Source organism: Bradyrhizobium sp. dw_411 (assembly GCF_018449695.1).
Lineage (GTDB): Bacteria > Pseudomonadota > Alphaproteobacteria > Rhizobiales > Xanthobacteraceae > Bradyrhizobium.
This window is the reverse complement of sequence record NZ_JAAVUY010000011.1, coordinates 189,128-212,813: the sequence shown is the minus strand read 5'-3', so window position 1 is coordinate 212,813 and position 23,686 is coordinate 189,128. Positions and strand designations below refer to the sequence as shown.

Genomic DNA, 23,686 nt, shown 5'->3' with positions numbered 1-23,686 from the left:
CGGTATTGGTGCCTGCCCGGTGATACCCGCTGGGTGCGAGTCCGCGACATTGCGGGCTTCGGTTCGGAGCGTTTCGCAACGACCGTGCCCAGGACATAGGTGAATCATGCATAAGCCTGTCAATCATTTGCCCCGGACAAACTGGACCACGCTGCTCGGAGTCAGCCTCGCCAGCTTCGTCGGCTGTATCGACTTCACCATCGTGAACACCGCCATCCCCGAGATACAGGCCGGCCTCGGCGCGAGCGTCAGCGAGGCACAATGGGTCGTCACCTTGTTCGTCATGGCGCTGTCGGCCTTCATGGTGGTGACGGGACGGCTTGCCGACCTCTACGGGCGCCGCAAGGCGCTTTACGCGGGCATGGCGGTGTTCGGGATCGCCTCCATCGGTGCGGGCGCGGCGCCCTCCATCGAGGTGCTCATCGCCTTCCGTTTCGCGCAGGGAGCGGGCGTGGCGGCGCTCTACACCGCGTCGGCGGCGATTGTATCCAATGCATTCACCGAACAGGAGCGCGGTCGCGCCATTGGCCTGCTGTTTGCTGCGAACGGCATCGGTCTGGCGATTGGGCCGGTGGCTGGCGGCTTGTTGGTGGGCTTTCTCGGCTGGCGCTGGGTGTTCTTCGTCAATGTTCCGTTCCTGGTGCTCAGTGCGGCGTTGTGCCTCGCCAGTGTTCGCGAATCGCGCGACGAGACGGATACCAACGCCATCGACTGGTACGGCGTCGGCCTGCTGACAGCGGGTCTGTTCTGCTTGCTGCTGGGTATTACGCAAGGCATGGACTGGGGCTGGACCTCACTGCCGACGCTGGCGGCAATCGGTGGCGGGCTTTGCCTGTTGGCACTATTTGTCCTGGTGGAGTCGCGCGTTGCCGCGCCGCTCGTGCAGTTCGGTCTGTTCGCCAACCGGCGCTTCGCCGCTGCCGGCGTTGCCACCTTCGCTCTCGCCTTCTTCTATTGCTCCGCCTTTTTCCTGATGCCGCTCTATCTCAGCGTGGTGCGCGGCTACGACAGCATGCTCACCGGCTTCATGCTGCTGCCGACCTCGGCGCTGGTGGCACTTACATCTCCCCTGGTAGGCCGGTTGGCGGACAAATACGGGCCGGCGCGGTTGCTCGTCGCAGGCCTCAGCTTGCTTGCGGTGTCAGCGGGACTGCAGATGATGTTTTCGGGTGGAAGCAATATTGCGCTCGTCATCGTCGCCTTCATGGTGATGGGGCTCGGCTGGGGCTGCATCCTCGGGCCGTCGACGGTCGCCGCGCTCGCATCGGTGCCGGAACGGCTCGGCGGCGTGGCGATGGGCGCCTCATGGACCATCCACAATGTGGGGGGTGCAATCGGCCTCGTACTTTCGACGCTGATCTATCGGCTGTTCGCGGGAAACGCGCTGTACCGCACGGCGCATTTCACGGCCGACGCAGATCCTGCCCTTGTCGGCCGGCTGGTCTCCGAGCCGGCGACGGCGATGGAACGCCTCACCAGTCTTGCCGATGGTGTGGTGAATCCGGCGGCGCTTATCGATGGCTACTTCATGAGCGGATATCGTGCCGCGATGGGGCTGCTGGTGCTCGCGACACTTCTTGCACTGATCGCGAACGTGGCCTTGGGCCGGCCCCGCGCAGGTGCCCGACAGCGTCCGGCATCGAAGTCGATGATGCTCCAGTAGACGTACCGCCTTTGCAGGTCAGGTCTTGGCAGGTCAGTCGCGCAAGCTCGTGGGCGCTGAGGAGAACTGCCGGCTGTCGGTCTGCTGCTCCAAAGTCCGGATATTCGGTCTTTAACCGTCAACGGCTGCCGCGAAGCCGTATTCGCCCCAACGCGCCTTGACCCGTTCGACGATATCGGCCGGATAGCCGTGGCGGAACGACGCGCGGATCGGCAAAGCCTCGCCCCATTCGTCGGGTGGCAGGCAGTTGTAGACGACCTTGCCGGTCGAACCCGACATCTTTTCGCTCTTGCGCAGGTAGGCGAGCAACGGCGCCGCCTCGATGTGATCGAACATGGCGTGCCCCGTAAACGGATGGCAGCGCGTAGCGAAGGCCCAGACCAGTTCGTCGGTGTTGGTCGGATCCACATCGTCGTTGAGCACGATAATCTTGGGCACCACGGAGCCTGCCTTGCTGGCAAACACGGTCTTGCCGATTCGCTCGCACAGTTCCTTGCTTGCCGCGATGCCGCTGCGACGGCGCCAATCGCGCGGCATGGTCACCACCAGCCAATGCAGCGCCGCCTGGAGCGGCATCCAGGCCGTGGTGACGGCGAGGCCGGTGGCGCGCAGGTCGTGCAGGATCTGCGCGGCGCTCGGAATGCCCCAAGCGGTATGGTTCTCCTCCACCGGTTCGCCGGCCGCGACGACGGGAAGAATGGCCTCGTTGCGATGGCTGATCGCCGAAACGCGGTAGACCGGCCGGCGCATGGTCGGCTCCAGCGGCACGTAACCCGCGAACTCGCCCATCGGCCCTTCCTGCACCAGTTCATCGAGATGCAGATGACCTTCGATCAGAATCTCGGCGCTTGCCGGCGCTTCGAGATCGACGGTGCGACAGCGCACGGTCTTGACCGGCCGGCCAAGCAGGGCGCCGAGACGGCCGCTCTCATTGACGTAGTCGGGCAGCGGCATGCCGCAGACGAAGGGGATCGCCGGTTCGACGCCGAGCGCGAGGGCGAACGGCATCGGCTTGCCGATTTCGGCCCAGACCTTCGCCACCATGCCGACATGCTGTTGCGGCGCCACGATTCCAGAGAGGCGCCGGCCGTCGACCAGCATCATCCGGGCGATCGACCAGTTGGTCCAGGATCCGTCCGGCGTCCGGGCGACGATGCAGCCCCAGGTGTTGAGATAGCGTCCGCCATCGCCATGGTGCAGCAACGGCACCGGCAGGCGATTGAGATCGACATCGTCACCGGTCGTCACGTTTTCGAAGCACGGTGCATCCTCGACGACGACCGGATCGATCGGCGGCAGATTGAGGCTTGCAGCGATGGTCTCGACGATTTCCGTCCCGCTGATAGCTGGCGGCAATCCAAGCGAGGTCGCGACGCGCACCAGCTGTCGGCCCGGCTGCCGGCTGGCGCCGGCCGGCGCGCCGAGGATTCGGAAACCGGGCGGGTGATCGGAGAAAGCCTTGAACAACGGTGCCGGCGCTCCGGTTTCGTAACAGCGCCGAATGATCGCGCCGAGTTCGAGGTCGAGTGAGACAGGCGCGTCGATCTCCTGAATTTCGCCGAGGCGGCGCAAGGCTTCGATGTATTGGCGCAAATCGGTCAACTGCATGGCGAGGTCTCCCGTTCCAGCGGATATCGACGGTGAATGAGCCATTGGAAAAAAACCTCTCAGAGCAATGAGATGATCGACCACCATCCCCACGCCGTCAGCATCGACAAGGGGACGCCGACACCGATCAGCAGCGCGACGAGGTCGGGCTCGAGGTCGTGGTCCATGGCGATGATGCTCGCGCCGAGCATGGGCGGCATCGCCATTTCCAGCATGGCGACCTTGGCGACGGGGTCACCGCCTTGGCGCAGGGCAAGGTACATCAGCATGATCGCGAGCGGGGCTGCCAACAGGCGATAGCCGAGCCCGACGCCAAGCGCCCCGAGGCGACCCGAGAGCCGGTCGAGCCGAAGCGCATAGCCGACCGCCGCCAGCGCAAGCGGCGTCAGTGTCTCGGCAAGGGCCGTGACCATCTGTGTCAACCATTCCGGCCGTTCCAGATGGTTGGTTGCAAAAGCGACCAGGATCGCGATGAAGGGTGGAAAGGTGATGATACGCTTTGCCACCAAGCGCCAGTCGAGCTTCCCCGCGCTCGCAATGCTGGCAATGGCCAGGCCAAGCGTCGACAGCGCGAGATAGGACCCGAACAGGTCGATGACGATGCCGAGCCCGAGCCATTGACTGCCGGCAAAGGCCGCGATCATCGGCAGGCCCACAAAGGAAGTGTTTCCCCATCCACCGACGAGAAGCAGTGCGCCGGTACGCTGCGTCGACCATCCGAACGCGCGACAGATCGGAACGATCACGATGATCGCCAGCACGACGCCAATCCACGGCGTTGCCGCTGCAAACCACCAGTCGGGTTGCAGTTTGAGGTCGTGTACGCTGCGCAGCGCGGCGGCCGGTAGCGCGACGTTGATGACCCAGCCGCCCAGAGTCTTGGTCGCGGTATCCGGCAATCGTCCCGACCAGCGCAAGATGATGCCGATGGCAAGGCAGGTAAATATCAGGGCAATTTCATGCATCGATGTACTCTCAAGTGAATGAATCCGGTTAAGTCGCAATCATGGACGCTGGTGGTGCGGGCCTAGGAATAAGGAGGCCTTTGTGAGTGCGGCCGCGTGGATCGGAGTGGCCATGCGCTCAATCGCGGCCTGCTGCTGAGCGAAGAGGGCGATCCGAATGGTGTGCCCGCGGCAGACAAATGAAGCAGAGGGCGGTGGAAAACAAATACGGCTTCGATATGCGGCTATCGTCGGTGACTATGGCAGCGTCGATTTGAGCCGTCGGGTCCGGGCAGGACGCGCCTGGGCAGATTTTCTTTGCTGAATTCAAGATGTCCTTTGCTGAATTCAATCAGCAGGCCGGGTCCGGGCCTGGCGGTTCGGGCGGATAGCGGCCCATCGCCATTGGCTATGGCTACATATTCAGTCGGTATTTGCTTCAGGCGTGGCTTTCGGCGAGGGATGCAACGCGCGGCAATGGGCCGCGCCGTTCGAAACGCGACGGGCACGCGAATTTTTTTGAATTTATCTGAGCAGAAAAGGAGAGACCAAATGCTTGAGTCGAAAATCACCCGCCGCAATCTTGCGGTAGCGGCAGCAACAGGTGCAGCAGCCGTCGGACTACTCGGCGCTTCCGCGAAATCGGCCGATGCGTATCAAGGCAACATGGAGCGTGCGATGTCCTCGCTCTACCAGGCGCTCGGTGCCTTGCGGGAAGCGACCGCGAACAAGGGTGGCCATCGCGTCAGGGCGATGAATCTCGTTGCGCAGGCTATCTCGGAGACCCAGGCGGGCATCGAATTCGCCGACGAGCACGATTAAGCGGCATTATACCAGCGCCGCCGGCGCGGCGGCGCCAGCCCGCTCCCGGGCGATCAGGGAAGCGTCCGCGATGATCCCTGCGGGTCGGTGTGCGAAGATGGCGACAAACGAACAGTCGCCGGGAAACATATCGGGCAAGCAAAATTAACGGCGGTTATCATGAAAACGAATGTTGACGTTCTGATCGTCGGAGCTGGGCCGGTGGGCCTGTTCCTGGCGGCAGCGCTCTCGCGTGAGGGGCGTGAGGTGCTGCTTGTCGACCGCATGACCCAGCGCTCCTTCTTCTGCAAGGCGCTGGGCATCACCGCCCGCACGCTGGAGCTTTTCGAGGATTTCGGCATCATGCAGGACGCCGTCGATGCGGGGACGTGGCTGCACGGCGTGTCGACCTTCAACGACGGTGCTCCCGGTCCTGTCATGGACATACCGGAAGGCCTGCCCTTCGGTGCTTTGTCGCTGGCGCAGTACGAGGTGGAGCGTATTCTGGAGGCATGCCTCGCCCGCCACGGCGGCAAGGTTCATTACGGCTGGACGCTCGCCGGTTTCACGGAAGAGGCGGACGGCGTGCGCGCCGAGATGACCGGGCCGAATGGCGCAACGCAAACCGTGACGAGTCGCTTCGTCGTCGGCTGCGATGGCGGGCGCAGTACGGTGCGCACCACGCTCGGGCTCGACTTCGTTGGCGGCCAGTTCCCGCAGACTTTCGTGCTCGCGGATATCGAGCTCGACTGGAGCCTGGCGCGCGGGCGTTTCTACCGCTTCAACCTCAGCGCCACGACCGAGCACGCCGCCGCCACGCTGGTGGCCGTACCTGTGGCGGGCTCGGTGAATCGTTACCGGCTCTCCACCACGGTGCCGGACGGCGTGCTGAAGACGCCGGAAGGCGAACGCCCGACCCCGCCGACGCTGGACGAGATCCGTACCTTCATGACTCCGCTGCTGCCGGCGGGCACCACGATGAATGAGATGCATTGGTCCTCGGTCTACCGGGTCAGCCACCGCCTGGTGTCGAGCTATTCGAAGGGTTGCGCCTTTCTTGCCGGCGATGCCGCGCATCTGCATCCTCCGGTCGGCGGCCAGGGCCTCAACACCGGCGTCCAGGATGCCTACAATCTGGCGTGGAAGTTGGCACTGGCGCTACGAGGCCGCGGCGCGCCCGGCCTGCTCGACAGTTATTCGGCTGAGCGCCGCGTGGTCGGGCTGGACCTCGTCGAGAATACCAGTCGCGCACTGCAAGCGACGCTTGCGCAGCGCTCGCCGATGCCCGGCCTGCGCGAGACACAACTGACTATCACCTATCGCGGCAGCTCGATCGTTCGCGACGAGCGAGCAAAGCTCTCCGATGCCACCCTCGCCGCGGGGGACCGCGCGCCCGATTCCGGTGGGCTGCGCCGCGCCTATGTTGAACAGTCCTTCCGGCTGCACGAGCGGCTGGGACGCGGGCGCCATGTGCTGATCGGCTATGCCAACGACATGGCGGGGCTAGCGACACTGGCCGAATTGGGAGGCGCCGCGCGGACCGCGCTTGGCGCAACGGCAAGCTGCTTTGCCATAGTGCCCGGTGATTCCGAACTGGGCGACCGCGAGGACATTCCGGTGCTGCGCGACGCCGGCGGCGAATTCTCGATTGCGTACGGCGCCGCTCCGGGCACGACTCTCCTGATCCGGCCGGACGGTCATATCGGCTGGTTCAGTCCCACCCCTGATGCTGCCGGTCTGAAGGCCGCGCTCGATCTGCTCGCTTCAGTATCCGCCTGATCGTCCCCACCCATCACTCCGAAAGGGAAAACCATGCAGGCGTCTCCGTCGTCCGAAAACACCATCCTCAAGGCGTTCAGCCAGAGCGCGGCCGAGCGCTCCTGGGAGCCTTTGTTCCCCGACTTCGGCGACCAGTCGCCACTGCTCTCCATCCTGCGTGCCGACCCCGAGACCGGTGCGGCGAGAATCATGTTGAAATTTCAAGCCGACTTCCACTTCCCCAGGCATACGCACCTCAAGGCCGAGGAGACGTTCCTTGTCGCCGGCACGCACTATTTCGAGGACTGCGATGCCGGAGCCATCTTCAGGATCGACGAGCAGGGCTATTTCTATCTGCCGCCGCATCACGTGCATCAGGCCTGGGTGAAGGCCGGCTCGCTCCTCGTCGCCGTCCTCGACGGAGGTGCGCAAATTAACTGGATCGATCCGCCACCGGTGCCGGGCAATCCGGTGGTATTCCCGGAATGAAGATGGGCGCGTTTCAAGAGACCAGGATGTCGACATTCATCCGAAGCAATTCGTTCGCAAGAACGAAGATTTCGCCGATTGACCACGCGATCGTGGCGCCGAGAGCCTTGACTGGTTCGCGCCGCTTGGTGGACCCGAAGGGTCGAGAGTTGACGCGACTTTATGTCGCCCACCTCTTCGCACACCCGTAAAACGAGGATCTTCCGACGGGGCAATTCCGATATTTCTTCACACATTTTCAGATCGTCTGCATTGCTGCAGCGCGGCAATTCAGAACTCTAATGGGTTATTGAATTTTCATCATTTGTGCCGCGAAAGACTTTAGCGCCGGATGCGCTGCTCGAAGGCAGTGACGCCTTGCGCAGGCGCGCCGATTGCTGCCGGTCTGTTTCAATTTTGCTCTCCATTTGGAAAAACGCCGATGTCCAAAACTCCGTTCTCTGTTGCCTGTGTCGCGTTGCTTTGCGGATGGGCTTCCGCAGCCTTTGCACAAGACAAATCGACCGCTCCAATCAAGATCGGTGTTCTCGGCGATATGTCGGGCATCTATCAGGCCCTTTCGGGCAAAGGCGCCGTGGCGGCCGTGCAGCTCGCGGTTGAAGATATGGGCGGCAAGGTGCTGGGGAGGCCGATCGAAGTCGTAAGCGCCGATCATCAGAACAAGACGGACGTCGGCAGCGCCATCGCACGACGCTGGTACGATCAGGAAGACGTCAGCGCCATTGTCGATGTCGTCGGCTCGGGCGTGTCGCTGGCGGTGGCCGCGGCCGCGAATGATCGAAAAAAGGTGTTCCTGGCGAGCAACGGTGCTACCTCCGCGCTCAACATGGGCCAGTGCAATCCATATACGGTGCAGTGGCGCAGCGATACGTTTGCCGCTTCGAAGGCGATCACGGAAGCCATGATGAAGACAGGCGCCAAGACCTGGTATGTGATCGGCGCCGATTACAATCTCGGTCACGCGCTCGAACAGGAAATGACGCAGATCGTCAATGCGTCCGGCGGCAAGATGCTGGGCAGCGTTTTCCATCCGCTCGCGGCCTCCGATTTCGCGTCTTACATCCTCTCCGCCCAGAATTCCGGCGCCCAGGTTATTGCGCTCGCCGACGCCGGCGACGACATGGTGAATGCGTTGAAGACGGCCGAGGAATTCGGTCTTCTGAAGACCGCGAAATTCGTCAGCGGGCTGGTGTTCATCACCGACATTCATGCCCTCGGTCTCAAGACCACCAAGGGACTTGTGCTCTCGTCCGACTTCTATTGGGATATGGATGACCAAACGCGGGCGTGGTCCGAGCGCTACTACAAGAAGATGGGATCGATGCCGAATTTGAGCCATGCCGCGGATTATTCGGCGGCCCTGCAATATCTCAAGGCGATGGAAGCCGCCAAGAGCGACAAAGCGGAAGATGTTCTGGCGATGATGCACAAGATGCCGCTCGATGACATGTATGCGCGCCACGCGGTGCTGCGCGAAGACAATCTCATGATCCACGACATGCTGCTGGCCCAGGTCAAAACGCCCGAGGAAAGCAAGCGCCCGTGGGATTACTACAAGATTCTCGATACCGTTCCCGGCGAGAAGGCGTTTCGCCCGTTAAGCGAAAGCAAATGCCCGATGGTCAAGAAATAAAGCCTGCCGCCGCCGTTGTCAGGCAACGGCGGCGGCGCTTTGACGGCGATCCTCGCGGATCATGTCCGATGCCTTCTCCGCGATCATGATGGTGGCGGCGTTGGTATTTCCCGAGACGACCATCGGCATCACGGACGCATCGACGACACGCAGGCGCTCGACGCCGCGCACGCGCAAGCGGTCATCGACCACAGCGGTGTCATCCGGTCCCATCCCGCAAGTGCTGGTCGGATGAAAGATCGTCGCGGTGATATCGCGTGCAGCCGCTGCGATCTGCTCGTCGGTGACCAACTCCGGCCCGGGCCTGAATTCGCGCACATTGAACGGCTTCAAGGCATCGGCCGCGCACACCCGCCGCATGCCGCGAATGCCGGCGGCCGCCGCCTGAATGTCGGTGGGGTTGTCCAGGAAATTAAGCCGTATCTGCGGAGAGACGCGGGCGTCAGGCGATGTGATGCGAATCGAGCCGCGGCTTTCCGGCCGCACCAGGCAGATCGAGCCGGTAAAGGCCGAGAATGTATGCGCCGGCTCGCCGATCATGTCGTAGGTCAATGGATAGACCACATATTGCAGATCCGGCGCGGCGCGGGCCGGATCGCTTTTCACGAACGCGTTGACCAGCGCGGGCGGGATCGTCAACGGCCCCCTGCGCAGCAGCGCGTACTCAAAGAGCATCGCGGCCTTGCTGACCCAGCTCGACAGTTGATCGTTCAGCGTCGTTGTGTTCTCGACCTTGAACATCATGCGCACCGCAGGATGATCCTGCAGTCCTTCACCGACCCGCGGCGCCGCATGCCTGACCGCGATACCCTGATCTCCCAGCAACGCGGGCGCGCCGATGCCGGAAAGCTGCAAGATTTGCGGCGATCCCACCGCGCCGGCCGACAGGATGACTTCGTTCTCCGCCGCGACGTAAGCCGGTGCGCCGTCCTTGAGGAATTCGACGCCCACGGCTCGCTTGCCGCCGAAGCGAATCCGCTGCACCAGGCAGCCGGTCAGGATAGTCAGGTTCTTGCGCGCCGCCGCCGGTTTCAGAAACGCGCGCGACGTACTCATGCGGCGGCCATTTTTCTGCGTCACCTGGAAATAGCCGATCCCCTCGCTTTCACCGCCGTTGAAATCGTCGGTCGCGGGAATGCCGCTTTCGATCGCGGCCTTGCGGAAGGCGTCGAGAATTTCCCAGGAGGCGCGCAAATCGTCGACCGCCAATTCCCCGCCCACGCCGTGGGTTTCGCTGGGGCCGCGCACCTGGTTTTCCGAGCGCTTGAAATAGGGCAGTACGTCGCTCCAACTCCAGCCGACGTTGCCGAGCTGCCGCCATCCGTCGTAATCCAGCGCGTGCCCGCGAATGTAGACCATGCCGTTGATCGATGACGTTCCGCCCAGCACGCGGCCGCGGGGATATTTCAGCACCCGGCCATTGAGGCCCGGTTCGGGTTCGGTGCGATAGCGCCAATCCGCCCGCGGATGATCGAAGTTGAAGAAATATCCGACGGGAATGTGCACCCAGGGATGGCTGTCCTTGCCACCGGCCTCCAGCAGGCAGACCCGGATCGACGGGTCGGCGGACAGCCGATTGGCCAATACACATCCGGCGGAGCCCGCGCCGACGATCACGTAATCGAACCTGCCAAGTTCTGTTCTATTTTCACTCATTCCCAACGCCGCGATGTTGCTTCTCAGCGACCCTATCGCGGCCGAGCCACGCGCCGCCCGTGAAATTTGTAAGGGCGCAGATTAGATAAATTCATCTGGTCTGCGCTCCCGCCGCGCTAGCCAACGCCATATTTTTCGAACAAATCCGGCGCGAATTTCAGCCCGAGGCCGGGTCCGGTCGGCACGGCGATTTCGCCGTTGACCGGCATCGGCGGATTGTCGAACAGGCGCCAGGTCCACGGCATGTATTCGACCACCAGCCCGTTCGGTATGGCGGCGATCAAATGCACATGGATTTCAGGCAGCAGATGGCTGGCCACGGGCTTGTTGTGGGCTTCCGCCATGCCGGCGACCTTCATCCATGGCGTGATGCCGCCGACGCGCAGCAGATCGATCATGGTGATGTCGACCGAATGGTGGGCTATCGCCTGCCGGTGCGGCTCGATGCCCCAGAGATATTCGCCGGCGCAGACCGGCGTCGCCAGCGCATCGGCGATCTTCGCGTGGCCCTGATAGTCGTCGCAGGTGGTCGGGTCCTCCAGCCATCCGAGGCCGAGGTCTTCGATGCGGTGGCCGATCGAAATCACCTCGGCGACGCTCCAGCGCTGGTTGATGTCCACCATCAGATTGACGTCAGGCCCGACCGCGTCGCGGATCATCCGAATGCGCTCGATCTCCTGTTTGGGCGTAAACCCTTCCACCGCCATCTGGGTCTTGACCTGCCGATAGCCCTTCTCGACCAGCGCGGAGGCGGCGCGTTCGATCTTGTCGTTGGGCGTGGTGCGCGTCAGCGCGCCGCTGGCATAGGCCGGCACCTTGTCGCGCGCGCCGCCCAACAACTGCGCCAGGGGTATGCCGAAGGCCTTGCCGCGGATATCCCACAGCGCCGTATCGATCGCCGAAATCGCCAGCAGGGCAATGCCGGAGCCGCAGGAGGCCGACGCCGCGCGCAGTTTGGCGTTGACCTGTTCGGTGCGCAGCGGGTCGTCGCCCTTGATCAGCTCGCCGAAATCCTCGAGTGCGGCGCGCAGCGAACGAACCAGATTGCCGCCAAAGCCGGTGATGCCGATTCCCTCGATGCCCTGGTCAGTCTGCACCTGCACGGTGAAGAATTCGCGCAGCATCCCGGGCATATAGGGTGCGCCGACCAGCGGCTCCTCCAGCGGCAGGCGGACGAAATTGACCTTGATACCCTGAATTTTCATCTTGTCCTCCGGCTTACGCGACGCGAAGTTTTTCCAGAATCGCTGGATCGGGATCGATGCCGAGCCCCGGCCCTTGCGGGACCGCAAGATGGCCATCGACCGGTTCGTACCAGTCACCGAACGGGCTTTCCGTGAGGTCGCAATAAAGCCGCTCGACCATCGGCGCGCGCCCGAACGCCGCAGCCAGATGCGCGGTCGCGATCAGACCCGGACCGAAATAGGCGGAATGCGGTGCGACTGCCACGTTCGCTGCGTTGGCGGCGGCGATAATGTCTCGCGCGATCGATATGCCGCCGATCTTGGTGACGCTCGGCTGGACATAATCGACCGACCGGCTGTCGATCAGCCGCGCAAAATCCGAGGGTGTCAGGACATTTTCGCCGATCGCGACCGGCACGCCAGCTAAGCTGATTTGACGTGCAGCTTCGAAATCTTCCGGCGGCCAAACCGGCTCCTCGATCCATTTCAGACCGAGTTCGCGCAAGGGCGCGACGGCGGACAAGGCTTCGCTTGGCGTCCACGGTGCATTGACGTCCACCATCAGCGAACCGCCATTGTGCCGTCGCAGCACTTGCGCAGCCGCGGTGATTTCGGCGCGGCCGGTCTCGTGGATCTTGAGTTCGCTGTAACCGCGATCCAGCGCCTCTTTACAGGTGCGCACGACAATATCGGTATCGTTATATTTCAGAAGACTGGCATAGGCCGGAAGTTTCGCGCATGGCTTGCCGCCTAGCAGTTGGTAGATCGGCAGACTTTTTGACTTTCCGAGAATGTCCCAGAGCGCGATATCCAGCCCTGATAGCGCATACATCACAGGGCCGGCGCGCCCGACGCCATGCACGTGGTAGATCAGTCTTTTCATCAGCGCGGGAATATCTGACGCGTCCGCACCGATGCAAACAGGCGCGATCAGGCTCTCCAGCAGCGACTTGACGGCCGGCCACACCCGGTGCGGAAAGGCCTCGCCCCAGCCGACGATCCCCTCATCGGTTTCGACCTTGACCAGCAATGTCTCGAACGTATTTCGGCCTTCGCCGGCGAATTTTGGCGTGGGCCCGCCAGGTTTGAATTGCTGGCGGTAAACGACGCCCGATACCTGCGTGATTTTCATTGTAGCTCGAACCCGACCCCAGGCAGGGTGCAGGACTCCCTTCGCGCTTGTTATTGTTGGTGCGCTTGACCCTGTTTATCATGGGGCAGGTCGCCCGCATAGCGCTGGCCGAGACGGCCGGGCGATCGGCAGGGCGCGGCGTCACATGCCGTGAGATTGATCTGAGGTTGCGCCGGCGGACCGGTTTACCATTTCGGTCCCGGCGGCGGAGCTAACAGGCTTCCGCGACGTACCGTCAATTGACAATGAGTGTCGAGATCGGATTACCTTGAGGCAACAACGCCCATAATGTTCAAGGGAGGGCTTATGTCCCAAACCTCGGCCCAAAGCTCGGTCTATGTCCCCCACGGGGTTATTCCGGCGGTCCTGCTGCCGTTCGACAACGACCTTGCCATTGACGAAGCAAATTTCCGCAAGCACCTGCGCGACGTCGCCGCAACCCCGGGCCTTTCCGCCATCACCATCAATGCGCATTCGACCGAGGTCGCTTCCTGCACCTTCGACGAACAACGCCGCGTACTCGACATTACACGGGACGAAATTGGCGCGCGCTTGCCGATCGTCAACGGCATCTGGGCTGATGGCAGTCTGGAAGCGGCGCGCCTTGCGCGCATGGCCGCCCAGGGCGGCGCATCGGCGCTGCTGGTGTTTCCTCCCGCGCCGTTCACGCTCGGCCAGTCTCCCGAGATGGCGCTGGCGCATTTCAAGCGCATTGCCGACGCCACCGACCTGCCGCTGATCGCGTTTCAATATCCGCTGGCCACCGGCCAAGGCTATCCAAAGGAGACACTGCTGCGCCTGTGTCGCGAGGTGCCGTCGATCCGCGCCATCAAGGACTGGATCGGCAATGTACCGCACCATGAATGGCATATCCGCACGCTGCAAAATCTCTCGCGGCCCGTGAACGTATTGACCACGCACAGCGCCTGGCTGTTTTCTTCGCTGGTACTCGGCTGCAACGGATTGCTGTCCGGCAGCGGCAGCGTTATCCCCGATCTGCACGCGCAATTATTCCAGGCGGTCCAGAGCAATAATCTGGCGGAGGCGAAGCGCCTGAACGATCGCATCGAACCGCTGGCGCGCTGTTTCTACGCCGAGCCGTGGGCGGATATGCATAACCGGATGAAGGAAGCGCTGGTGCTGCTCGGCAAGTTGCCGCGCGCCGTGGTGCGGCCGCCGCTGGTCAAGCTCGGCAGCGCCGAAATCGGGCGGATACGGCAGGCGCTGGTGGAGTCCGGCCTGCTCGATGACAGGATGGCCAACAGCACGGCCGCTTAGGGGTGTCATTATAAAACGATAAAACGGGCAAAACGCCCAAAATGGAATCGTACGGGGAGGGTAGGAATGTTTAATCGAGAAAGTTCGCTTGCAGGCGCGCTCAAGTCGTCGTGGTTATTGGCGGCATTGCTGGGCGCGGCGATTTTTCCCGCGCAGGCGCAGAACGCTTCAACCATCAAGCTCGGCATCGTCAGCTTCCTGACCGGGCCCGCCGCGGCGCCGTTCGGCATCCCCGGACGCAATGGCGCCGAGGTCCTGATCGACGCCATGAACGCGGGAAAAGTGCCGGCGCCCTTCAACAAGATTGGTTTCGGCGGCACGACTGTCGAAGCGAAATATATCGATGAGACGGGCTCTGCCGCCAACGTCGTCACTGAGTTCCGCAACCTCGTGCAGCGCGATCAGGTCGAGGCCGTGGTCGGTTATATCTCTTCGGGCAACTGCCTGGCGGTTACGCCGGTCGCCGAGGAACTGAAGGCGATCACGGTGTTCTATGATTGCGGAACGCCGCGCATCTTCGAGGAAAAACCGCGCGCCTATGTATTCCGCGTCAGCCCGCTGTCGACCATCGATAATGTCGGCGCCGCGCGTTACCTGCTAGCCAAAAAACCTGACGTCACCAGCTATTCCGGCATCAACCAGAATTACGCCTGGGGTCAGGATTCCTGGCGGGACTTCACCGGTGCGATGCAGGTGCTTGCGCCGAAGGTGACCATCGACAAGTCGCTTTTCCCGAAACTGTTCGCGGGCGAATATGGCGCGGAGATTTCGACGCTGCTGACCTCAAGCTCGCCGGTGCTGCATACAAGCTTCTATGACGGCGATCTCGAAGCGTTTCTTTATCAGGAACAGGCCCGCGCGCTGGACAAGCGCATGACGATCATCGCGACAACCGGCGAAGCCGCGATCTGGCGCCTGCGCGACAAGATGCCCGACGGCACCATCATCGGCGCCCGCGGTCCGTTCGGTCCGCTTGCGCCCGACAGCGAATTTAACCGCTGGTTCCAGAAGATCTATACCGACCGCTACGGCACGCCGCCGACCTATCCCGCCTATCAAATGGTGATGTCGCTGCTCGGGCTGAAACTGGCTTATGAAAAGGCCAGGAAAGGCGACACGAAGCCGACTTCGGACGAAATAGCCGCGTCCTTCAAAGGCATCGAGTTCGAAGGCCCCGCAGGCGTGGTCAAGCTGGCGATCGGGGATGGGCATCAGGGCATCATGGGGACGGCTTACGGCATCTACCGCTTCAACAAGGCGAAGAACGAGCCCGAAATCGTCGACATCATGCGCTTTCCCGCCGAATGTGTGAACCCGCCGGCAGGCGTCACGGCCGATGACTGGATCAAGGACGGCATGAAAGGCGCGAAGTGCTGAGCGACACCGCGCCAGCCCGTCGTCGCGGGGCGAACGACGTCCCCGCGACGGCTGATGTTTTTGTCAGGAAATGTCGGTGCTGACCGCCTTTGCCATTTTGATCGACGGATTGGTCTATGCGGCCTACCTGTTCATCGTCGCCGTCGGTTTGACGCTTATTTTCGGCGTGATGAAGATCCTGAACGTCGCGCACGGCTCGTTCTACACGTTCGGCGCCTATGGGGCGGCGACCGCGATCGGCATCTATTTCGATCGCGGCTGGCCGGATGCCGGCGGGTTCCTGCTGATGGCGTTGCTCGCGATGGCGCTCGGGCTCGTGCTCGGGCTTATTCTAGAACGCAGCGTCATGCGACTGGTCTATGGCCGTGACGAAGTGGTGATGGTGCTGGTGACTTACGCGGCTTTCCTGATCCTCGAAGACGTTGTCATCCTGGTCTGGGGCGCGCAGTCCTACCCGACCTATCAGCCGCTGCTCGCCGCCGGAAATACGGCCGTCGGTGCATTGATCTTGTCGAACTACGATCTCGGCCTGATTGCGACGGCGGCATTGATCGCCGTGATATCCTGGTGGGCGCTGAAATTCACCCGCTACGGACGATTGTTGACCGCCGTGATTTTCGATCGCGAAACCGCTGCAGCCTTCGGGATCAATGTCACGGCGGTTTACACCATCACGTTTGTCATTGGCGCGATGCTCGGTGCGCTCGGCGGGGCGATCATGGCGCCGAAGATCGCGGTGACGCTCGGCATCGGCGTCGAAGTGATCGTGCTCGCCTTCGCCGTGGTGGCGATTGGCGGCATGGGATCGATCGAAGGCGCGCTGATCGGGGCATTGATCGTCGGGATATGCCGCGCGGCCGCGGTGCATCTGGTGCCGCAGGTTGAACTGTTCGTTATCTATGGCGTCATGGCGCTGGTGCTGATGATCCGGCCTTACGGTCTGTTCGTGCGCGCCCAACCGAGAAGAATCTGAGATGGCACGGCACGGCCGGATAGCGGCTGGTGCGGCCTTGCTGCTGGCCGCCGCCGCAGCCTTCGTGCTGCCGGACTGGATTATCTCGCTCGCCACCATCGCCTTTGCCAACGGCCTGGTCGTGCTGGGCCTGATCGTGTTGTGGCGCGCCGGCCTCGTCTCGTTCGGACAGGCGCTGTATTATTGCATCGGCGCTTATGCCGTGGCGCTGGTCGGCCGGGCGACCGGCGTGACCGATGCCTTCCTGTTGATGTTGATCGGTGGCGCCGCAGCCGGGCTGGTCGCTTTCGTGGTGGGTTTCCTGCTGGCGCGCTACCGTGAAATCTTTTTCGCGATGCTTAGTCTGGCGCTGTCCATGATCCTTTACGGTGTGCTGGTCAAAGCCGAGTCGCTCGGCTCGACCGACGGCTTCAGCGTCGCCTCGCCAACCTTCTTTGGCTATGCGCCGCATCAGGAAAAGCTGCTGATGGCGCTCTACTGGCTGGTGCTCGCGGTCTGCGCGATCGCGGCGTTCCTGATCGATGCCTATTTTCGCTCGGTGTCCGGCGCGCTGGCGATGCCGGTGCGCGACAATGAAATTCGGGTCGAATTTCTCGGCATGTCGGTGTCGCGGCTGATCCATACCAAGCTGGTGATCAGCGGTCTGCTGGCCGGCATGGGCGGCGCGCTAGCCGCGTTCGCGATCGGCCATGTCGATCCGAACATGTCCTATTGGACCACATCGGGCGAATTCGTTTTTATCACCATCCTTTCCGGCGCCGGATCGGTGGTCTCGGCATTCGTCGGATCGCTGGCGTTCGAGTCCTTGCGCTCGTTTGCCTTCGCCATGCTGCCGCAGCTTTGGCAGATGCTGCTCGGCTCGGTGCTGCTGCTGACCATTCTGTTCCTGCCCCAGGGGCTGGGCTCATTGGTCACGCGGCTGCGCTGGCGCCGCAAGGCGGCCGCGCCATGAACGCGCCGATCCTCAGCGTCCGCGACCTCGGCAAGCGCTTCGGCGCGATGACCGCCGCGCGCGACATCACGCTCAGCGTGCCGGCGCAGCAGACGGTCGGCGTGATCGGCTCCAACGGCGCCGGGAAAACCACTTTCATCAACATGATTACAGGTCATCTGCGGCCGACCAATGGAACGATTCACTTCGAGCAGCGCGACATTACCGGCCTGCCGTCGCGCAGGATCACCGGCATGGGCATTTCGCGCTCGTTTCAGGTGGCTCAGATATTCCCCTCGCTGACGGTATTCGAGAACATGTGCGCTGCGGCCGCGGTCTGCCGTGCGCCGAAAAATCTCCTGGGCCATCTCTACACGCCGCTGCGCTCAAAGGAATCCGTCGCCGAGGCCGAGACCTTGCTGGAACTGTTCGAGATCGCGCGTTACCGCGATACGCTCGCGGCCAACCTGCCGCAGGGGATACGCAAGCTGCTCGACATCGGCATGGCGGTCGCGGGCTCGCCGCGCCTGCTGCTGCTCGACGAGCCGACCAGCGGCATCTCGATCGAGGAGAAATTCGGCCTGATGCAGGTGGTGATGTCGGCGTTGCGCAATCGCAAGATCACGGTGCTGTTCGTCGAGCACGACATGGAGATCGTCGAGCGCTTCGCCGAGCGTGTGCTGGCATTTTACGACGGTACTGTAATTGCCGACGGGACGCCGAGCGAAACGCTGGGCGATGAGCGCATTCAGACGTTGATCAGCGGCCCCAGATTGAAGGGCGCCGCCGGCGCGGCCCGCCATGTTTAAAGTATCCAACCTCAACGTCTCGATCGGGCCGGTCCCGATTATCCGCGGCGCATCCTTCGCGCTCGAAGAAGGCGAAATATGCGGGCTGATCGGCCGCAACGGTGCGGGCAAAACCACGCTGTTCCGCGCCATCATGGGCGCCCTTCCGGCCAGCGGCGTCGCTGAACTCGGTTCGATCGACTTGTTGACCCTGCCGCCGCATCTGCGCGCAGCGCACGGCGTCGGCTACATGCCGGAAGATCGCCGGCTGGTGCCGGAATTCACGGTCGAGGAAAATGTCCGCCTGCCGGCCCTAGCGCTCAAGGCGACCGACGCCGATCAACGTCTTGCCTGGATTTTCGGGCTGATGCCAGAAGTCGCCGCGTTCCGTGCCCGGCCGTCGCTCGAATTGTCCGGCGGGCAGCAGAAACTGGTCGCATTGGCGCGCGCGCTGATGGCGGGAACGCGCATGCTGCTGCTCGACGAACCCTTCGAGGGGCTCGCTCCCGCGCTGGCGCGGCGGCTCGGCGAAGTGCTGGCGAACCTGAAGACCGAGAAAATTTCCGTTCTGATCGCGGAATCCAACGAGGTGCACGTCGCTGATCTGTTGTCGCGCGCCTTCCGGATCGAGCGCGGATCTGTAAGTCCGGCTTGACGCGTTGAGCCAATCAGGCTCTGGGCGCGCCGTAGCCGCCGCCGCCCGGGGTTTCCAGCGTGACCTCGTCACCCGGCTTCATCACCATCTTGCGCGCTTCGCTGGCGTTCTTGCCGTTGACAAGAAATCGCCCGGCCGCCCCGGGCTTGCCTCCGCCGAGCCCTTCCGGAGCGAGGCTGATGCGGCTCGCAACGGCGTTGAGCAGCCAATCGCTGTCCGTCCGCATACGCCACTGGATCACCTGTCCGTCGCCGCCGACCGACGCGCCGGCGCCGCCGGAGCCTTCGCGCAGCTCTTTCTTGGTGAAAAGAATCGGCATCGATGCTTCCAGCACTTCGATCGGCACGGCCGCGACACCGGTCGGGTAGCAGGTCGCTGCGGGGCCGCTCTTGGTCATGCGCGCGCCCATGCCGCCTGAATAGTTGAACATCGAACTCGTGAAGGGATCGCCGGCAGCGTTCTTGCCCTGGATCTGGATGGTCCAGACCGCGCCGGAGCCTTCCGCCAGAACGCGGTCGGGCATGATGTGATACAGCGCCTTGAGGATCGGCATCGGGACGTACATGCCGACGACATGGCGCGCGTTGACCGGCGCGGGATATTTGCAATTGACGATACAGCCCTCCGGCGCCTTCACCTTGATCGGCGCGAGGCTGCCGAAATTGTTCGGCAGTTCGGGGTCGAGGCACGAGCGTATCGCGAAGGTGGAATAGGCGTGGGTGTAATTCATCACCACGTTGATGCCGTAAGGGCTCGGGCCGGAACTGCCGTCGAAATCGATCGTGATCGTGCCTTCGTCGGTGTCGACGGTGACGGCGGTCTTGAGGGTAATCACGTCGCCGCCGGGCACGTCGAACGAGCTTTCGCCGTGGAAGGTGCCGGCTTTCAGCTTGCGGATCGAATCGCGGGTGGCCTTTTCCGAGCGCGAGATGATCTCCTCGGATAGTTCGTCGATATCTTCATAGCCTTGGCGGTCGAGCAGGGCGGACAACCGCTTGCAGGCGAGGCGTCCGCTCGAAACTTGCGCGGCGAGATCGCCGAACACATGATCCGGCGTGCGCACATTGGCGCGGATCATCTTGTGCAGCACCTGGTTCGGTTCGCCGGCTTCGTAAAGCTTGAGCATGGGGATCCACAGACCCTCCTCATGCACGTCCCGGGCGCCCGCGCCGACGCCATACCCGCCGATATCGGTGTGGTGGATGGTCGAGCCGAAAAAGCCGATCAGCTTGTCTTTGTGGAACGCGGGCAACATCACGGTGATGTCGAAAAAATGTCCGGCCGACAGCCAGGGATCGTTGGTGATCAGGACGTCGCCGGGCGCCAGCGTTTGGGTCGGGAAGGCGTCGACGAAATGCCGGCCGGCCGCGGCCAGCGAATTGATGTGGCCCGGTGTGCCGGTCACCGCCTGCGCCACCATGCGGCCCTGCCGGTCGAACAGGGCGTTGGCGAGGTCGCCGGCCTCGCGAACGATCGGGCTGAAGGCGATGCGTTGCAGCGCCTTGGCCTGTTCGCTGACGATACTGATGAGATTGCTCCAGACGATCTCAAGCTCGATGCCGTCCATGTCAGCTACTCCTTCGACGCCATGATACAGCCGGTCGCGTCCACTTTGGCGCGCCAGCCCGGCAGGATGATGATCGTGGTTTCGCGTTCTTCGATGATGGCGGGCCCTTCGAGGGTTTGCCCTTCCGCCAGGTCCTTGCGGGCATAGACCGGCGTTTCGATGTCGTTGGCGCCGAAACGCGCGCTGCGCTTGCCCTGCGGTTTCGCGGCAGCCGACTGAAGCGCGACCTTGCTGTCGCGCGATGCGACCGGGCCGGTGGCAACAAGGCGCCAACTGACGATCTCCACATCCACCTCGGGCAGCCGCAAGCTATAGAGCTTTTCATAGGCGTCCTCGAAGATGGCGCGCACCCGCGCCGCGTCGTGTTGTTGGCGCGGATCGGCATCGAACCAGGCGGTCACTTCGTTCTGCTGGCCGAAATAGCGCAGATCAGCCCCGAACTGGAACTGAATGTCGGACGGCTTGCAGCCGGCACTGGCCAATCCGCTGCTGGCGTCTGCAACGAGCTTGGCGACGATACGATCGACATCGTCCCATTTCAGCGCTGACAGGCGCGATAGCGCGCCCTGGCTGAGATCGAGACGCGGCGGCGTCACCAATGTGCCGAAGGCGGACAGCACGCTCGCCAGCGGCGGATAGATCACCATCGGACTGTCGAGCAATTCAGCGACGTAACAGGCATGGACCGGACCGGCGCCACCGAAGGCAAACAACGGCACGCCGCGATAGTCGATGCCGCGATCGACGGCATGCGCGCGCGCAGCAGCGGTCATGGATTCGCCGACCACTCGATAAATACCGGCGGCGACGTCGCGCACCGATGTGCCAAGGCTCTCGCCCAGTTTCGCCAATTGTTTCTCGGCGCCGGCCAGATCGAGCTTCATGTCGCCGCCGAGGAAATTGTCCGCGCTGAGATAGCCGAGCACGAGGTCGGCGTCGGTCACTGTGGCGTCCTGGCCGCCGCGGCTATAGGCGACCGGGCCCGGTGTCGAGCCGGCGCTGCGCGGCCCTACCTTCAACAGGCCGAGATTGCTGACCGAGGCGATGCTGCCGCCGCCCGCGCCGATTTCGATCATGTCGACCGAGGGAATCAAAATCGGTAGGCCGCTGCCGGTCTTGAAGCGATAGATGCGGTCGACTTCGAAATTGCCGCTGATCAGCGGATGACGATCCTCGATGATACAAGCCTTCGCCGTCGTGCCGCCCATGTCGAACGACAGCAGGCGGTCGAGGCCGAGCACCTCGGCATAATAGGCCGCTGCCAGCGCGCCGGCGGCCGGGCCGGATTCCACCATGCGCACTGGAAACTTCTTGGCGATGTCGATGCCGATGACGCCGCCATTGCTCAGCATGATCAAGGGATCGTGGACGAAGCCGCGCTTGCGCAGGCCGTCGCGTAGCGCGTCGAGATAAGGACCCGTGATCGGCGTGGTGTAGGCGTTCATCACCACCGTGGAGGTGCGCGGATATTCACGGATCTGCGGCGCGACATCCGACGAGATCGAGACATACATGCCCGGTGCGCGCGCCTGCAACACCTTACGCATCGCGCGTTCGTTCGCCGGGTTGAGATAGGAGTTGAGGAAGGAGATCGCGACGGACACTACGCCCTTCGCCCTGAGATCATCGACGATCGCGGCTGCCCTGACGGTATCGAGGGGCGTGAGCACGTCTCCGCTCGCCAGCACGCGCTCCGGCACCCCGAAAGTCATCTCGCGGGTGACAAGTTGTTCGGGGAATTCGATCTGCGGATCGAACATCTCGTAGCGATGTTCGTCCTTGATGGTGAGGATGTCGCGGAAGCCGTCGGTGACCAGCAGCGCCGTCAACGGTCCCTTGCGCTCGATCACTGCGTTGGTGACCACGGTGGTGGCGTGGACGACCACGTCGGTCACGGCGGCGGCCTCGATTCCGGCTTTGGCCAGCGCGGAATCGACGGCGCGGAAGAACCCGATGTCGAGGCTTTCGGGGGTGGTGAGTGTCTTGTCGACCCAGGTCTGGCCTGAAGTCTGGCCGGAGCCGCTTCTCAGAACCACATCGGTGAAAGTCCCGCCAATATCGACGGCCAAAGCATAGTTCGAGGCATGGTTCGGCATGAAAAGACGCCCTCAGGTTTCCTCAGACGGAACATCTTGGTTTCTTTATACGATACTGTGTTCCGTTAATTTGATTATAGGGTGCCGGTTTTAGGTGTCAAACTGTAATGCCACGTTGACATTCGTCGACGTGGATAGGTAGGCTGTTCCAAAATTCATAACCCTGTCTCTTATAACGAGATAGAGGACTGGGAGGCAGTGATCGGGTACGCCGCGCACAGGATCGTCGAAAGCAACCGTCTTGGCGGGCTGGATTCGCTTGCGTGGCTTAGAAGCGCTTCCACGGCAAAGGCGCTTCCATGAAAGCCGAAACGCTTGATCGTGCCGAGGACGAGGAGCGCTCGGGCAATTCCGAGTTCATCCAGTCTGTTGTGATCACCGGGCAGATCATCGAGGCGCTGGCCGCGGCCGGACAGCCGATGCGGCTCACCGCGCTCGCCAGCCAGCTCGGCGAACCCAAGGCGAAGATGCATCGCCATCTGTCGACACTGAAGCATCTCGGCTTCGTCGATCAGGACGCCAAGACTGAAACCTACCGGCTCGGCCTCAAGCTCGTGTATATCGGCCAGTCCGCGATCGACCAGTTCGATCTGCGGCGGCTGGCCGAACCGTACATGTCGCGGCTGCGCGATCTGACGCGGCAGACCATCGTGCTGAGCACGCCGGCAAACGGCGATGCCATCATCAACGCGGTGGTCGAAAGCCCCAATCTGGTGACCATTTCAGTGCGACTCGGCTATCGCCTGCCGGCGCATGCATCGGCACAAGGGCGCCTGAACCTGGCTTTCGCGCCGGCAGCGGTGCAGCAGCGCATTCTGGCGCGCAAGCTCCAGGCCTTCACGCCGCGCACATTGGTCGACCCAGTGATGATGCGCGAGCGTTTGGCGCAAATCCGCCAACAATTATTTGACGTCTCCATGGATGAGACGCTGCTCGGTATTTCCGCCGTGGCTGCGCCGATCCTGAATTTCGACAACGAACTTGTTGGCGCGGTCGCGATCGTCGGGACCACGCAGGATGTTCATGAGCCGGTCGATCCCGAACAACTCAAGCTGCTCCGCTCCTGCACCAAGGCGATCTCGCTGCGGCTGAACTCGACCGCCTATGAAGGGCTCGGCATTCCAAACCTGCGGGAGTTTATTTTCGACTGATC

19 protein-coding genes are annotated in these 23,686 nt (G+C 62.7%); 12 read left to right on the top strand and 7 right to left on the bottom strand.

The features are described 5' to 3' along the window. Positions 1 to 106 precede the first annotated feature (106 nt). Positions 107 to 1,663 (top strand): MFS transporter, encoded by a 1,557-nt coding sequence (locus tag HB676_RS20470; protein WP_213739859.1) that lies wholly within the window; start codon positions 107 to 109, stop codon positions 1,661 to 1,663. Positions 1,664 to 1,774: 111 nt separating this feature from the next. Here the strand turns inward: HB676_RS20470 and HB676_RS20465 are convergent, their stop codons facing one another. Both HB676_RS20465 and HB676_RS20460 read right to left on the bottom strand, forming a co-directional pair. Beyond that, complete coding sequence (locus tag HB676_RS20465; protein WP_213739858.1) at positions 1,775 to 3,271, bottom strand: UbiD family decarboxylase; 1,497 nt, start codon at positions 3,269 to 3,271, stop codon at positions 1,775 to 1,777. Between the two features lie 59 nt (positions 3,272 to 3,330). After that, the gene (locus HB676_RS20460; protein WP_213739856.1) at positions 3,331 to 4,236 is read right to left on the bottom strand and encodes an AEC family transporter; all 906 of its coding nucleotides are present in this window, start codon (positions 4,234 to 4,236) and stop codon (positions 3,331 to 3,333) included. Between the two features lie 531 nt (positions 4,237 to 4,767). Here HB676_RS20460 and HB676_RS20455 point away from each other — a divergent pair. The 4 genes from HB676_RS20455 (at position 4,768) to HB676_RS20440 (ending at position 8,896) form a co-directional block, all read left to right on the top strand. Further along, positions 4,768 to 5,037 carry a hypothetical protein gene (locus HB676_RS20455; RefSeq protein ID WP_213739854.1) on the top strand — a complete coding sequence of 90 codons (270 nt, stop codon included), beginning with the start codon at positions 4,768 to 4,770 and terminating at the stop codon, positions 5,035 to 5,037. 159 nt (positions 5,038 to 5,196) lie between these two features. After that, on the top strand, positions 5,197 to 6,795 hold the full coding sequence (locus HB676_RS20450) for an FAD-dependent monooxygenase (protein ID WP_213739852.1): 1,599 nt from the start codon (positions 5,197 to 5,199) through the stop codon (positions 6,793 to 6,795). A 33-nt stretch (positions 6,796 to 6,828) separates the two neighbouring features. Further along, entirely contained in the window at positions 6,829 to 7,263 is a 435-nt protein-coding gene (locus HB676_RS20445; RefSeq protein ID WP_213739851.1) for a hypothetical protein, read from the top strand. Between the two features lie 421 nt (positions 7,264 to 7,684). Continuing rightward, entirely contained in the window at positions 7,685 to 8,896 is a 1,212-nt protein-coding gene (locus HB676_RS20440) for an ABC transporter substrate-binding protein (protein ID WP_213739849.1), read from the top strand. Positions 8,897 to 8,914: 18 nt separating this feature from the next. Here HB676_RS20440 and HB676_RS20435 read toward each other — a convergent pair whose 3' ends face one another. The 3 genes from HB676_RS20435 to HB676_RS20425 form a co-directional block, all read right to left on the bottom strand. Beyond that, a complete protein-coding gene (locus HB676_RS20435) occupies positions 8,915 to 10,552 on the bottom strand; it encodes a GMC family oxidoreductase N-terminal domain-containing protein (protein ID WP_213739847.1) in 1,638 nt (545 codons plus the stop codon). 116 nt (positions 10,553 to 10,668) lie between these two features. Continuing rightward, the gene (locus tag HB676_RS20430) at positions 10,669 to 11,757 is read right to left on the bottom strand and encodes a mandelate racemase/muconate lactonizing enzyme family protein (RefSeq protein WP_213739845.1); all 1,089 of its coding nucleotides are present in this window, start codon (positions 11,755 to 11,757) and stop codon (positions 10,669 to 10,671) included. A gap of 13 nt (positions 11,758 to 11,770) precedes the next feature. After that, the gene (locus tag HB676_RS20425; RefSeq protein WP_213739843.1) at positions 11,771 to 12,868 is read right to left on the bottom strand and encodes a mandelate racemase/muconate lactonizing enzyme family protein; all 1,098 of its coding nucleotides are present in this window, start codon (positions 12,866 to 12,868) and stop codon (positions 11,771 to 11,773) included. Positions 12,869 to 13,174: 306 nt separating this feature from the next. Between HB676_RS20425 and HB676_RS20420 the strand changes: the two genes are divergently transcribed. From HB676_RS20420 to HB676_RS20395, 6 genes are all read left to right on the top strand, one after another. Next, positions 13,175 to 14,146, top strand: a complete 972-nt coding sequence (locus HB676_RS20420; RefSeq protein WP_213739841.1) for a dihydrodipicolinate synthase family protein — start codon at positions 13,175 to 13,177, stop codon at positions 14,144 to 14,146. A gap of 66 nt (positions 14,147 to 14,212) precedes the next feature. Next, entirely contained in the window at positions 14,213 to 15,523 is a 1,311-nt protein-coding gene (locus HB676_RS20415) for an ABC transporter substrate-binding protein (RefSeq protein ID WP_213739840.1), read from the top strand. Positions 15,524 to 15,593: 70 nt separating this feature from the next. After that, a complete protein-coding gene (locus HB676_RS20410) occupies positions 15,594 to 16,496 on the top strand; it encodes a branched-chain amino acid ABC transporter permease (protein ID WP_213739838.1) in 903 nt (300 codons plus the stop codon). Position 16,497: 1 nt separating this feature from the next. Then, positions 16,498 to 17,448, top strand: a complete 951-nt coding sequence (locus tag HB676_RS20405) for a branched-chain amino acid ABC transporter permease (RefSeq protein ID WP_213739837.1) — start codon at positions 16,498 to 16,500, stop codon at positions 17,446 to 17,448. Further along, positions 17,445 to 18,236: an ABC transporter ATP-binding protein gene (locus HB676_RS20400; RefSeq protein ID WP_213739836.1), complete on the top strand. Its 792-nt coding sequence runs from the start codon at positions 17,445 to 17,447 to the stop codon at positions 18,234 to 18,236. Before HB676_RS20405 ends, HB676_RS20400 begins: the two co-directional genes overlap by 4 nt. After that, positions 18,229 to 18,870, top strand: coding sequence for an ATP-binding cassette domain-containing protein (locus tag HB676_RS20395; protein ID WP_213739835.1), 642 nt, complete (start codon positions 18,229 to 18,231; stop codon positions 18,868 to 18,870). The genes HB676_RS20400 and HB676_RS20395 overlap by 8 nt, the downstream gene beginning before the upstream one ends. Before the next feature lie 13 nt (positions 18,871 to 18,883). On the opposite strand, the gene HB676_RS20390 is transcribed toward HB676_RS20395, so the two are convergent. Continuing rightward, entirely contained in the window at positions 18,884 to 20,437 is a 1,554-nt protein-coding gene (locus tag HB676_RS20390; protein ID WP_213739834.1) for a hydantoinase B/oxoprolinase family protein, read from the bottom strand. A 5-nt stretch (positions 20,438 to 20,442) separates the two neighbouring features. Next, a complete protein-coding gene (locus HB676_RS20385; protein WP_213739833.1) occupies positions 20,443 to 22,533 on the bottom strand; it encodes a hydantoinase/oxoprolinase family protein in 2,091 nt (696 codons plus the stop codon). A gap of 299 nt (positions 22,534 to 22,832) precedes the next feature. Between HB676_RS20385 and HB676_RS20380 the strand changes: the two genes are divergently transcribed. Further along, complete coding sequence (locus HB676_RS20380; protein WP_213739832.1) at positions 22,833 to 23,684, top strand: IclR family transcriptional regulator; 852 nt, start codon at positions 22,833 to 22,835, stop codon at positions 23,682 to 23,684. Positions 23,685 to 23,686 lie beyond the last annotated feature (2 nt).